This window comes from Robertmurraya mesotrionivorans (assembly GCF_050971805.1).
Taxonomy (GTDB): Bacteria; Bacillota; Bacilli; order Bacillales; family Cytobacillaceae; genus Robertmurraya_A.
In genome coordinates this window covers 256,915-270,607 of record NZ_JBPCCH010000001.1, presented here as the reverse complement: position 1 = coordinate 270,607, position 13,693 = coordinate 256,915, and the positions used below count along the sequence as shown (strand labels likewise).

Genomic DNA, 13,693 nt, shown 5'->3' with positions numbered 1-13,693 from the left:
ATTTACAATAAAGTAAATAACTACATTTTTTATTCGTACAGAAATAAAACAACTAAAGCGCAATAATGAATCAAATTATAACCCTTTACTATTGAATTAATATTTCGAGAGAAGAAAGACAATATTGCATATCACTTTTATTAAGGACAACGTTCTCTAAAAGTTGTTCATTTTGTGTCAGTATTATTTGTTATAAACAGGTAAATACTATATTTGGTGATTAAAATGTACTTTTCAATTAAAGAGGTTGCAAGGTTACAAAATATGCACGAGTCCAGTATCCGAAATTGGATAAAAAGGGGAATATTCCCAAATGCTTTTGTAGGTAAATCTAATAAATGGTATATACCAGAAGAAGATATTGAAAAATTAAAAGGTACAGATGTCAGAATTATAGAAATGAAAAACAAATTAGTTGGTCTCAATTATGGAGATCTTACTATTATTGATGTTTTATATTATCGAAAAGAGGGAGATAATAACCGGTTATGTGTCAATGCCCTATGTGGTTGTGGAAACATTGTAGAAAAGCTTTATTATACGATAAAAAGAGGCTCTATAAAAAGTTGTGGGAATAATTGTATTTTAAAATCCAACTTTAATATAGGAGACAGATATGGTTTTTTGACAGTTATTGGCGATGAAGGAATACATGCTTTTGGAGTCAACAAAAGGAGATTCGTGAAAGCAAAATGTGAGTGTTCCAACACAATAACTATTCCATTAGTAAAACTAAAGTCCAATCAATATCGCTCTTGTGGAAAAAAATGCAGAATGTGGTTAAAAGATATTGTAGGGAACAAATATGGGTTACTAACTGTTATTAAAGAATTAAATAAAAAAAACAAACAAAGATATTTTTTATGTAGATGTGAATGTAATGAGGTAAGAGAAAAATCATATTATAAATTAATAAGTGGGAGAACAAAATATTGTAGTTATGGATGTGTACTAAAACGAGGTGAGAGGCATCATGCTTGGAAAAGTTATATTCCATTAGAGGAAAGAGAAAAAGGTCGGAATTATTGGGAATACGAACAATGGCAAAAAAAAGTTAAAATCCGGGATAAATTTACTTGCCAGAACACTAATTGTCGACAAGTAGGTGGGAACCTTCAGTCTCACCATCTAAATAGCTATGATTGGTATAATGAGGGAAGAACAGATCTAACTAATGGCGTTACACTTTGTAAAAAATGTCACACGGATTTTCATAGAATTTATGGGTATGGAATGAATACAAAAGATCAATATTACGAATGGTTATATAATAATGTAAACACTACTTTTTAAATCTTATAAGTAAGTCCTAAAAAAGAATAAAAAATTCCCAATAAAGAATGTGGTAAAATAAAACAAATTAATTATATTAGGGGATCTTTAAATTGATTAGCACACTTGTACCCAAAAAATTCCAATGTGAATTATGTAACGAAATAGCAGTCTATACTTGTAAATCAATGAATAAGAAAATATGTAGATTTTGTTGTGATAAATATCAGTTGTCTAAGCAGCCTATAAAAGAATGTTTACAATGTCCTCATCTAGTACGGGAAAAGGATTATAAGGTAGGATTTAGGATGGGATTCATGACAGAGCATCACTACAGAGGTAAATATGTATTCTCTGGTGACACAAATTCTATAGATTATAAGGTTGTAGAACTTTATGAGCGTCTAGGTGTTGAAACTATAAACGATAAATTCAATTTAGCCATACAATATCACCAAGTAAATAGAAACTATGAAGCACTTGATTTATTTGAACAAATAATAGAACAGAATCCTTCAAAAGGTGACAAGTTATTATTATACGAAAAAATGGGTGACGTTTTATTTTCACTTAGAGAATATAATAAAGCAAGGATTGCTTACGAAAGCAGTCTTAAACATGGAAATGATAATCCAAGGATCTATCGTCGAATGGGCGAATTATTTGGTTCAATTAATGATTATGGGAGATCAATTTATTTTCATGAAAAGGCCTTAGTTTCATACTTTTCTTATGAATGGATTGAAAACGAAGATGAAGACTTTTTATATTTTACTAACTATTATTCCCTAGCTATAAATTATTCTAAACTAAATAATCATGATTTAGTAATAACCAATGCAAAAGCTTTCTTAGACCATTATGGTGATTTCGATTATATTAGAGATAGATATTTTCGTGAATATGTTTATGGAGATTCTTTTATTCCTGAAGCCATAGAATCAATTTATAAGTTATTAACTTTAACCTTGATAGAAAAAAAAGAATTTCAAGAAGCTAGAATATATATAGAATATGCCAGAGTTTTGTCAAGCCAGGATATAGAACTCGCTAAGATTCATGGCTTTATAGACGGGAAGTTAGAAAGTAGTGGAATGGAAATTGAACTTGCAGAACTAAAGAATGAACTTCTTGAAAAAGATAGAGCATTAATGATACTCGTTCAAGATAGAGCTTTTAAAAAAATTAATATTAATATAGGAGAGGTAAACATGGGAAACAAATTTAATGTAGTTAATAACGGAACAATAGGAAATCAAGTATTTGGGGACAACGTTACATTTAATAATACTTCGGTACCTTTAGATGAGGTTAATACCGTTTTATCAGAAATTATTCAGAACCTTTCAACCATCGGAAATGAAGAAACACAAAATCTCATTGAGGAAATTAAGAATGATATTAAGGTCAATAATCCATCCACCCTTAAAACTCATTTTACAAATCTTTTAGTTAATATAACTTCTGGGTGTATAACAAACAATATGCAAGGTATACTTACAAAAGTAACAGATTTAATCTCAAAGCTCGGATAAAAACTTTAAAAAACCTAATAAACTTACATTATATGATGTCACGGAGAGTAATTATCTTAAATCCTTCTCATGTGATGGCGTTTTTTATAAAGTTATTTATACCATCTAAAAACAAAATACATAAAGGTGAACAGCAGAAATTTAGTTCTGCTGTTCTTTTTCTTATACTCTTTAATTTACTGAATTACTAACTTAAGTAATCTTCTTTAATGCAGATATCATCATTTATCTTAATTATTATTAACATTAATAATTTTAAAATAACAAAGTAATTCTTTTTATGTTCTTCTTCTGTTAATCTTAATCCTTGTGTTCCATGACTGTATCTATTGCGCAGCTGTGGTCCATCTGTAAACTGTGAATTGTTTAAGTAGTAATTAAAATAATTTTGTTCTGGAATTGAAAATAAAGAACTAAGTATCTGTACAAGTCCTTCAGACTCAAGTAATAATATTTCTTCTTGTATTTCTGTTGGTACTCGATAAAAATTGATCGTTTCGTAATGATAAAGTTGGTGAAGTACAAAGATTCTAATTTTATTTTTAAAATAGACAGCACCTGAACTATCTTTATATAAATAATCTAATTTTATCAATTCATTAATAATTAATTGTTGATGTTCGTAAAATTGTTCATACCTAACCTCCCTTTTTCTAATCAATTCGTAAAAAGTTTCGTATTGTTCTTCTATTCCTTCAATATAACTAAGGTCGGATTGATTTGAAAACAAATGGAAAAACATTCCCTCTAATTTATCCTTTATCGCATACACGTATTTTCTTTTCACTAAACTTGGAATACTAGAAAAGTTTATTCCACTAGAAGAGATTTGAATTAACTCATGATCTATCTCGTTATGACTAACAAGAGTGGAATATTGTTTTAATATTGATTCCATTTCTGGTAGTATAACTCGACACTTTTCAAGATATTTAGAATATGGAGATGGCATTTCAATAAAATAATTCTCTATATTGAATTCTTTCTTTAGATACTCTTTAAAAAACCAATCAATAACTTCTTCTAAGCTAATGTTTTTGTAACCTAAAAATTCATAATACATAATGAATTGTAAATCTGAAGTTATTTCTTTAGATGTAAATCCTATTCCTTTTAAATAAGACCTTTGTGAATTTAACCCTAGTACTCGTTCTAATGTACCTAAATCCGAATTATGGCTTACCAATGAAATCCTAACATTTTTATCTGTATACCCAAAGAACTGTATAAAATTTTGTAATATTGTAGGATAATCTAAATTTTCTTCTAAACTTTGTTTACTGTACATAAGTTGGGTTTCATTATTTTTCATTTCTAATTTATAAGGCTCTTTCAAGTCTCCTGATAAGCAAATCATGTATCCTATATTAAGCCCACCCTGAGTCGAAAAAAGTTTCTGCTCTTCAGTTTCAATTTTTCTTTTTGCCTTTAATTTGATTACATCATCGATTTTGAAATCCTTAGTTCCATGTGCATTAATAATTAATCTTAAATAATTTAGATTTGTTTCCTCAAAGTCTATATAACTACTTAACAATTCATTCATTTCAGATATGTTCATCGACACGGGGAGATGTATTTGTTTCTTTTTTACATGTCTATCCTGCAGGACAATAAATTTGTTAAGTAGAATTTCCGCATTATTAGGATTTTCTAAGAACGCTTTTTTTACTTCATTTTCGTATTTATTAACTAAATATTTATGCTCTAGAATATGAGTAAAAGTAAATTTCCCTTTAGTAACAAGTTTTATTAAATTTTCACCACTTATCTTTTCCGCAAGTTTGAACTTACAAAATTGTTCTAAAAAATCATTGTGGTACAAAAAATAAATATCTTTAGTAAGCTCTAAAATATTTTCATCATTAATTTTTTTAAAGAAATCAATAACTTTATTATTTAAGTTATGGCTGATTTCTTTTAAAGTATTAATATACTCGGTTGACCAATTCTTTGGAAAATACTCTTGTTTTATATATAACGATATATTATAAAACTGCAAAACTTCGTTTATATCATACAAGCCCTCCGGATCAAACTCATTGACCACACCTTTCAGTTCATATGGAATAGCATAGTTTGGGTGTTCGTAAAACTTAACATAATCCATGATTTTCACCCTTATTCAGATTTTAGTTTTATTCCTCAAATAAAAAATGGGTTAATTCATATGTTTGTTGATCAAACTTTTCTTTAATATATTTAAGTCTTTTTGGGTGTAAATGACTCTTTAAAACGAAATTTTTGAATGGTAGGTCCACTTTTAAGTAGTTATCCAAATACTTAAAAATAGGAGAAGCATTTTTTCTTGATAATAACTCACATAATATCTCATATTCTTCTATATTCAAATGATAATGACCCTTAACAGGAATAGAAAAGTTCTTTTCCACTTTCTCCTTAATTTCTTTTTCAAACGGAGGTAAAGTAGGGAAATCACCAAATGTAACAGACATTAAATAAATTTCATCTGCACCATCTATAACCGGATGATTTATATCTATTAATTCTTTAACTCTTTTACTAAGTTGATTAATTGGAGAAATAGCCATACGGTGTATATCTGTATCTATAGCATCATTTGAATTTCCTATAATAGAATCCATTTTTAATCTATGTACTTTTGCTTCTATAGCCAATAGTTTGTTCCCAAGCTTAATAATAATATCTGGTGATCTTTTTGAGTTCTTTAGTCCGTATGAAAATTCAGGAATAAATTTATAGTCCAATGTTGATTCCTTTACAGCGAACTCTGTAATAACTTCCATATATTTCTCAAAACATCTTCCAAAAAAGCTTATCACTTGAGTACTTTTCCCAGGGAAAGCATGTCTAATCTTAAAATATAATTCATTAAATATTTGTTCATGTAACAAATCAACACTAATAGGTAGAAATCTACCATCATTTAGTTTAAGAAGAGGCTTTTGACGAAACTTGGTAAATTCCCAAGGTTCCTTTAAAGTCTTTTTTGACCACTCTTTAGCATCATTAAGAGAGATGGAAAGTTCATTAAGAACATTATGGGCAATTTCAGGTTTCTTCAAAACTGTAAAATAATCTAAGTTTCTTATCCAATTATTAGAAAACTCAAATTGATCCTTAGTGTAACCTGCAAATATACAAAAAATAACAGAAAGGTACTCTTTTATAGAATAGCCGTATTTTTGTTTAAAAAAATAATTTAAATCAAGATATTCTTTCTCATAAAATAGCTCTTTTTGTTTTGAAATATCATCAAACATTACAGATGCCCTAACTAGTGATGAAAGTACGTCTTTATGTGTATTAAAGACTGCATTCGTAAACATTTCATATTTAAGGGTATCCTTTGTAGTTTTCTTATTATGAAGATAGTCTGAAATAATTAAGTTAATATATAATACAAAATTACAACCTGTACTAACATGTATTTCCTGATCTATTTTGCTTTCATCACAATAAGTTAAAACCCACTTCCAAACAGATAGTAAACCCTGTTTAGAAAAAAGAACAAACCTATTATTTATAGGTTTTAGATTGTTTGAAGATTGAATCAAGAAATTATTAAAATCTGCTCTTATTTGTTTATTATTAACAGGAATAGAATTTAATTGTGATAATATATTTATTACTCCCCCTAAAGGAGCTTCAGACAATAAGTCTATAAGCCTTTCTTCTTTGTATATTGTTCCAAATACTTCTTTATACGTTGCATAAACTCCAACATTTTCTAAGAAACGGTTCATTTAAGAATTCTCCTATTAAAATACGGGATTTTTCACTTAATTTAATCCATTAAAAATTTGAGAACGCTGGTCTTGAATTGTTTCTTCAATAAGAAAGTCCTCTAACTTTCCATATCTAGAAGCTTGTGTAAGAGATAGGCCAAAACCTTCTACTAACAACTGTGGTCCAAAACTGCTAGAAATCATGTTAAAACAAGTGATTCTAAGTGATTTTGGAGTGAAATTGCATAGATTCTTTACTTTAGTCGATACGAAAGTTTTGTTAACAGGTCTATCTTCATATATATCCGCATTACTGCCACTTTTTATCAAATAACTTGAATTACTAAAGGTATTCTTTAGGTTTTTTCTATAGTTTATATATATATTTAACAATTCAAGCTCATCATCTAATAAATATACAGGTGGTCTTTTTTCAAATAGTATAAGTTTTTTGTCGACATTGATATGATCCATTTTAATATTACTAATTTGTTTATTTGAAAGTCCATGATAGAAACATAATGAAGTTAATAGACAGTCTATAGGTTTTTCATACCTGTTCATTCTAATTAGCCCTGCTACTCTCCTTTGTTCCTCAATAGACAATATTTCAATTGTTGAAGGTAATTCTCTTGATTTTATATCTAGAAGTGGAATATGTGTTATTATTCTTTTTCTCTTAGCTAATTTGAGCAATAGCAATAATTTCTTTCTAGCAATCTCCCTATGTTTCGGTTTAAGTATTAAGAGATACGCATGTATATCTTCTTGTTGAATAGTATCCCAAGAACCCACATGTTTACGCTCATATACTAACCACCTTACACACCTCACATATAGCTCCATATCCGTAAGAACTGTTAACAGTGACAATGGTCTTCTTGCATTAAATTTTATTTGCCTTTCCCTCAATTCAAAGCGTTCATTAATATATATATTTAAAAGTCTTGTAAATTCTTTTGGAACTTTATCAAGGTATTTTAGGATACTCTCATGAATCGCTTTTTCCTTATCTCTTTTCAGTATACCTTCGCTATTTAAAAAACTAACCATACTTGGCTTAATAGGGGTTACATTTAAATCTCTTAATGCCTCCATTAGCCAGCTTTCTGTAATTTCAGAAGAACTCAGTAAATCTAATTCAGCTTTTTGTAGTACTTTTGCTACGTTATTACTGTGTCTCCGTATCGTACCTACATGAATGCCCTTAACAATCATAAATTTTATATATCTTCTAAACAAACCTGCACTCCAGCTCTTTACAAATAAATTGTTAATAAACTCATCTGTTTGTATTGTCTCTACCCTTAACCTGCTAACACAGTTATGACACTTATTTGCTTTTTTCTTAATCTCTGAATTATTAAGTTTATATCCACATAGATTACAATTCATATAATTAAATTGGAGGTAATTTCTTTTCAGATGTAGTTTCGTTAACAGCCTTTGCAATTAAAGTGTGACTAGGTTTTTCGATTATTTTAACTGGGGTAGGTGTATGTTTCCATAAATCATTGGGGCTACAATTTAGTGCAGTGCATAAGGCGTCCATAGTTTGAGACTTAATTTGTTTAGGTTCAACTGTTAAAAGTGCACTAATAGAAGGTGGTGATAATTTATAACCTGCTTTATCTTCTAAAATTCTCCCTAACTCTGCACCTGACCATATACCATTTTCAGCCATAACTTTTCTTAATCTCCATTCTAAAACCATTCATTATTCACCTTCTTTGTTATCATTCAGTAAAAATCTCTTCCACTTTTCTTGTGCCATTCTTACCCTTCTCTCTATATGATCTGATCCTGGATTTGAGTAATTAAATGTAGTTGCAACATCAGCGTGACCAAGTAACTCCTTTAATGTTAATAAGTCAACTCCTAATGTTGTCTGACGTGTAGCAAATGAATGCCTTAATTGGTGAGGACTAAAAATCTCACCCTTTGTGAATCCCATATTTTCTTGACGCCTTGTTAAACTTCTCCTCGCTGTATCTTTGCTTAGTCTTGCACCACTTTCCGAGAGAAATAAGGGTCCTTCTGTATTTGTAGTAAAAAGAGGCCTGATATTTTCCAAATACCATTTTATTAGAATATCTGCATCATCTAGTAAAGGTACCCATCTTCTTTTATACCCAGAACCCTTGGAACCTTTTCCAAACCTCACATGAACCTTTCCTTTTTCACCTAGATCAAACCTACAATCATTTACATCTAACATAATAATTTCGTGTGTCCTTAGACCCGTTAATTCTAACATCCGAAAAAGCGTATAATCTCTAGCAAGGGTTGAATACTTTCTTGCAGTTTTCATCTCCTCTTTTAAACCACTCCAAAACCTTTCTAGTATTTCTGGTTTAGGTGGTATAACTTTCCCATCATAATCATCATTTCGATGATAGTATCTATTAAACTTGTCTAAAAGGACTGGAACTTGTACTCTATACTTTTCCCAAATCTCATGACTATGTCTTGTCCTAAGGTAGTCTAAAAATGTAGAAATAGTTGATTGATACTTCCTTCTTGTTGAATAAGATAGACCACGTCCAACTAACTTTAAATAGAAATTGTCTGCATCTTCCATTGATACTTCCCAGATGAATTTGTTTGACACTTCTAGAAATTCATTCAGGCACTTTGTACCTAGTGTAATAGTGTGTTGAGTATACCCTAAAACAAGTTGCTGTTGTTCCCATAGTCCAACCAACTTTGCTTCGTACTGTCTAGACTCTTCATATGTAGGTAAATTATATACTTGTTTATTACTAACTACAGTTAAAGACGGATGTCTCACCATTTAGCCACTCCTTTTGTTAGGTGATACCTAATATTATTAGCCAACACCTAATATATCATATATCTTATCAAAAGGAAACATGACCATTATCCGGTGATTGTGTGCACATATAACAGAAGCTGCAGAACGTTTTAATGCTTCCTTGTACACTTCACGAGGATGAACGATGGAAGCATTTAAGCTCCCAATAAAGACTGTTTTTTTATGGAGGACTTGATTTTTTGTATTAAGATATAGACATACAAAATGTTCTTGACTAAGGAATCTCATATCCTGCATCACATACTTAGCACCATCTTCAGGTGAACGAATAACATACCGATCATCATAATTCAAGTTTGTAATTCGCCTCCCTATTTCTACGGCAGCAAGTACTTGAACAGCTTTAGCCATACCAATCCCCTTAATCTGGGTCATTTCATCTAAGGTCGCTTCTTTTAGAAGCCTAAGTCCTTCAAAATGATTTAATAGTCGATTCGCCAATTGAAGAACGGACTCTTCTTTTGTTCCCGTTCTCAAAAGAAGAGCAAGTAGTTCATGGTTTGAAAGGCTTTCTGGACCACTTTGAACAAAGCGCTCCCGGGGACGGTCTTCATGGGGATAATCCTTAATCATCAGTGCTTCTGTTCGCATTTCATACCTCCTAATTTTTTTGGGAGGTCGACGTTGAACCTTCATCACCTAAAAGGTTTTAATTCGCGGACAAGGCGGGCTATCGGTAATCCAACGACCGTAAAGTAATCACCTGCAATTCGTTTCACTAATGTGCTACCGAATCCCTGTATACCGTAACTTCCCGCCTTATCGTACGGTTCACCGGTACTTATATAGGAGTGAATTTCTTCGTCCGTTAACTCCCAGAATGTTACATCCGTCTTTTCATAAAAAGTCGTTGTACGAGCAGCCGATACAACCGCTACTCCTGTGTAAACAGAATGTGTTGAACCAGATAATTTCCTTAACATATCAAAAGCTTCGGTTGGGTTATTAGGTTTTCCTAGAATTTCACCAGCAGCAACAACAATCGTGTCTGCACCAATGACGATAGATGAAGAATCATTTTTTGACACATGCTTTGCCTTACGCTCTGCTAAATCGATAACTACTTCATGTGGTGCAAGTTCAGAATGAAAGGTTTCATCCACATCACTTGCTTTTACCTCAAACGGGATTTGAAGAATGGATAACAGTTCCTTTCGTCGAGGAGAGGAAGAGGCTAAAATGAGGTTTTGCATAAGATCACCTTACCTTTTTATTTGGATCATAGGGGAGATACCTTTTTATCGTAACAAAAAATAGGATGTCAGTCATTTTTTAACTGAACTTTTTTTCTTAAAAAACATAAAAAAACAGAGCTTGTCAATGGATTGACAAGACTCTGCTATTTTCTCGCCATTTCCCGGAAAATATCCGAAAATGTCGATATTTTTATTTTTCTGATTGGTATAAGGACAAAAAGCTTAATAAATGCTGCTGAAGCTCTGTGCTCTTCTCTTTTGATGGATTTATCGCAACAGTAATTGCTTTGTCTATTTCCTCTTTGAGCTGAATAAATCTTTCACTTTTAATTTCTTTACTATTAATTTTATCCCACTCGGCTTTCATTTGTGTGACATTATTTGAAGCTCCTTCAGGAATCGTTTGTTCCAGTGTGAGATTTGTACTAATTGTCACTAGTGGTGCATATAATTGTGATGCCTGCTCTAGTAGCTTTTGTTCTGTACTGGTGATTTCGTTTAGTTGAATGCCACCGACTTGTATTTCTTTTGCATATATATCGATGCCTTTTTCAACTAATCGTGCTCCGATTGCTTTTCCATTCTCCTTTGTTTCACCAATGCCGACAAGTAAATAACTTTTATCAATTGTCACGACTGCAGAAGGAATTCCTTTTTGATCAAGATCTTTCTTTCCTTCATTTGCCTTTTCAATTGTAGTATAAGCACTTTGCTGAACAACAAAAGTAGACACAACTGGTAATGTATAGTTTGTTACATTCGCCTGTTCGCTTTGTTGTTCAGTAGGGGGAACCGTCGTAACTACTTCTTGTCCTCCAAGCGTCTGGTCACTAATGACAAGTCTTAAGAGAATAAATCCGAAGCTCATCCCAATGATTACGGCAAAAAACAGGGCAAAGAAAATAGAAGGAGATAGATTATTTTTATTTTTCTTAAGGGCTTTGATCACGCTCTTTCCCTTATTTGGTTTACTTGTATAGCTAGCAATCTTGTACTCCTCTAGTTCAGGTTCCTCACTAGTTTCTGGCAGAATCCAGTCAAAGTCTTCTTCATTCTTTTCAGCAGAAGCCGCTGCAACTTCCTCATAATTCGGTTCCTTTATACTTGCCTTTTCTACTGGCCGTTTATCGAATTCTAGTTTTCGACCATCATCTTCGACAAAGGTTTTACTAGAAGTCATTTTTTCTGGTTTTAATTTTTGCTTATTCTCTTGATACGTTCTTGATTTACCATCAATTTTTATCGTGATAGTATTTTTTTTCTGGTTTTCCACTACATTTGCCTCCTTCGAAGATGAGTGCTTGTTTCATCCTATCATAGAGTACAAAAAAAATAACAAGACTTTTGTCGTCTTGTCATGGAATGATTTCGCCAAATTTCTTGGTTATTTTTGTAATTTCTATTTTATTTTACGTATTGAGCTACTCTATTTCTTCCCGCGCGCTTCGCTCCTACATATAATGCACGGTCCGCGTGTCGTATTAATGATTGAGGATCGTCCGCATCGTCGGGGGATGTGGCTACTCCAATTGATGCTGTAATGTTTACTAGCAACTTTTTATTTTTCTCCGAAATATGTTGTTCAAGGGTAAATGGCCAATTAGCAATCGTTAATCGCACAAGCTCAGCTAGTTTGAGTGCCTCTTGCTTATCAACATCAGGTAATAGAATCGTAAATTCCTCTCCACCATATCTCGCAACAGTTCCCTTTTTTCCGACCAAGTTTTCTAATCGACCAGCTAATTCTCTTAAAATTTCATTCCCACTTTGGTGTCCATATGTGTCGTTTACAGACTTAAAATGGTCGATATCTAACAAAATGAGAGAGATTTTCTTTCTTTCAGCTGCCATCAACTTCTCGTACTCTGCTTGCAGCTCATTATCTAAGTATCGATAATTGTACAGATTGGTAAGTGCGCATCGCTCACTTATTTCTTTTGTCTTCTCATAATGTCTCGCATTCTCCACAGCTACAGCTAAGTAAGAGCATAAAATTTCAAGAATCATAAGCTGTGATTTTTCGTACGCCCTTTTTTCAGAAGAAGCTAGCAATAAGATTCCAACCACTTCGTTGCTTTTAACAATAGGAACGCAAAGTACACTCTCCATATCCGGGGAAAGCGGCTCCTTTGTTATAAATTTCCACTCTTTGCTGCTCGAGAAAATAAGGGCATTCTTATCTGCCCAAACCTTCCCACCAATTCCTTCTCCTTTTTTTAAAGGTTTCATTGTCTCGAAGGATCGAAACTCTCCATGACTACTCTCCATCCGAATGATGTGCAATTGACCATTCTCTTTATCCAACACATACGCTTCATCCACTGGAAGCAAGGTTTTTAATTTTTGTAAAAAGAGTCCCAGCACCCCTTCCACATCAAGTCTTTCAGCAAGCTCATGTCCAATTTCCGCCGCTTTTTGGAGATAACTATTCACCTTTTCAGTGGAGTAGTAAAGGTTTAAAATGATCGAAAGACTAGCAAACGGTACTCCAACAAATAATAGAGCCACAACGCCTACCTCGATATATAACGTGTATAGAACTAGCCCTATAGGCAAAGTAAGGATAGATGTAATAGTCTCCCAAATAAAATCCTTACCAAAGTACTGCTGTTTTTGCTTAAACAAAGCATATCTAATACCTGATAGAATCAACTGATTGAGAGCATAATTTACGACTGCGTAAATTATCGCAATCAGTAGCAGCTTTGGATTCTCTACCAAAGTAAGGCCGTGAACGCCGCCTAATGCATAATAAATCACTCCACTGAGAAGCGAGCAAACAAAAAACATAAGTGAATTAAGGGGAAAACGATATAATTGCTGTTTGGTGACACGAAGTTTAATTAAAAGGACGATGATACCAAATTGCACAAGAATCATTTCATAAAATAACCCAAATGTCAAAAACACCGCCAATGATACCCATTGAATAAGAAAAATAGGAGTATTATTTACAACCATTGGGACGGATGCAACGAAAGAGATTAGCAAAAGAAATGCAAATAGATCAAAATCTACCCCACTAATTAATGGTGGGAAAAAGGAATATGTTAAATAGAGTCCAATTGGGACAATTGCTAGCCAAGATATCCAAATGATTTTTTTTGATTTTGGATCCATTTCCTCTCCCCTCCTTTATTAATG

11 protein-coding genes are annotated in these 13,693 nt (G+C 32.2%); 2 read left to right on the top strand and 9 right to left on the bottom strand.

From position 1 onward, the window contains the following. Window positions 1-225: 225 nt before the first annotated feature. Together ACRX5O_RS01300 and ACRX5O_RS01295 are read left to right on the top strand one after the other, a co-directional pair. Window positions 226-1,293 (top strand): helix-turn-helix domain-containing protein, encoded by a 1,068-nt coding sequence (locus ACRX5O_RS01300; protein WP_433904289.1) that lies wholly within the window; start codon window positions 226-228, stop codon window positions 1,291-1,293. Window positions 1,294-1,589: 296 nt separating this feature from the next. After that, window positions 1,590-2,807, top strand: coding sequence for a tetratricopeptide repeat protein (locus ACRX5O_RS01295; protein WP_433904288.1), 1,218 nt, complete (start codon window positions 1,590-1,592; stop codon window positions 2,805-2,807). Window positions 2,808-2,994: 187 nt separating this feature from the next. Here the strand turns inward: ACRX5O_RS01295 and ACRX5O_RS01290 are convergent, their stop codons facing one another. From ACRX5O_RS01290 to ACRX5O_RS01250, 9 genes are all read right to left on the bottom strand, one after another. Then, window positions 2,995-4,917, bottom strand: coding sequence for a hypothetical protein (locus tag ACRX5O_RS01290; RefSeq protein WP_433904287.1), 1,923 nt, complete (start codon window positions 4,915-4,917; stop codon window positions 2,995-2,997). Between the two features lie 28 nt (window positions 4,918-4,945). Further along, a complete protein-coding gene (locus ACRX5O_RS01285; RefSeq protein ID WP_433904286.1) occupies window positions 4,946-6,535 on the bottom strand; it encodes a hypothetical protein in 1,590 nt (529 codons plus the stop codon). 36 nt (window positions 6,536-6,571) lie between these two features. Next, window positions 6,572-7,759 carry a site-specific integrase gene (locus ACRX5O_RS01280; protein WP_433904285.1) on the bottom strand — a complete coding sequence of 396 codons (1,188 nt, stop codon included), beginning with the start codon at window positions 7,757-7,759 and terminating at the stop codon, window positions 6,572-6,574. A 157-nt stretch (window positions 7,760-7,916) separates the two neighbouring features. Next, a complete protein-coding gene (locus tag ACRX5O_RS01275) occupies window positions 7,917-8,231 on the bottom strand; it encodes a helix-turn-helix domain-containing protein (RefSeq protein WP_433904284.1) in 315 nt (104 codons plus the stop codon). Window positions 8,232-8,234: 3 nt separating this feature from the next. Continuing rightward, window positions 8,235-9,311, bottom strand: coding sequence for a tyrosine-type recombinase/integrase (locus ACRX5O_RS01270; RefSeq protein ID WP_433904283.1), 1,077 nt, complete (start codon window positions 9,309-9,311; stop codon window positions 8,235-8,237). Between the two features lie 36 nt (window positions 9,312-9,347). Continuing rightward, window positions 9,348-9,944: a RadC family protein gene (radC, locus tag ACRX5O_RS01265; protein WP_433904282.1), complete on the bottom strand. Its 597-nt coding sequence runs from the start codon at window positions 9,942-9,944 to the stop codon at window positions 9,348-9,350. Window positions 9,945-9,988: 44 nt separating this feature from the next. Then, a complete protein-coding gene (locus tag ACRX5O_RS01260; protein ID WP_433904281.1) occupies window positions 9,989-10,546 on the bottom strand; it encodes a Maf family protein in 558 nt (185 codons plus the stop codon). A gap of 193 nt (window positions 10,547-10,739) precedes the next feature. Beyond that, window positions 10,740-11,822: a hypothetical protein gene (locus tag ACRX5O_RS01255; RefSeq protein ID WP_433904280.1), complete on the bottom strand. Its 1,083-nt coding sequence runs from the start codon at window positions 11,820-11,822 to the stop codon at window positions 10,740-10,742. Window positions 11,823-11,953: 131 nt separating this feature from the next. Further along, a complete protein-coding gene (locus ACRX5O_RS01250; protein WP_433904279.1) occupies window positions 11,954-13,669 on the bottom strand; it encodes a sensor domain-containing diguanylate cyclase in 1,716 nt (571 codons plus the stop codon). Window positions 13,670-13,693 lie beyond the last annotated feature (24 nt).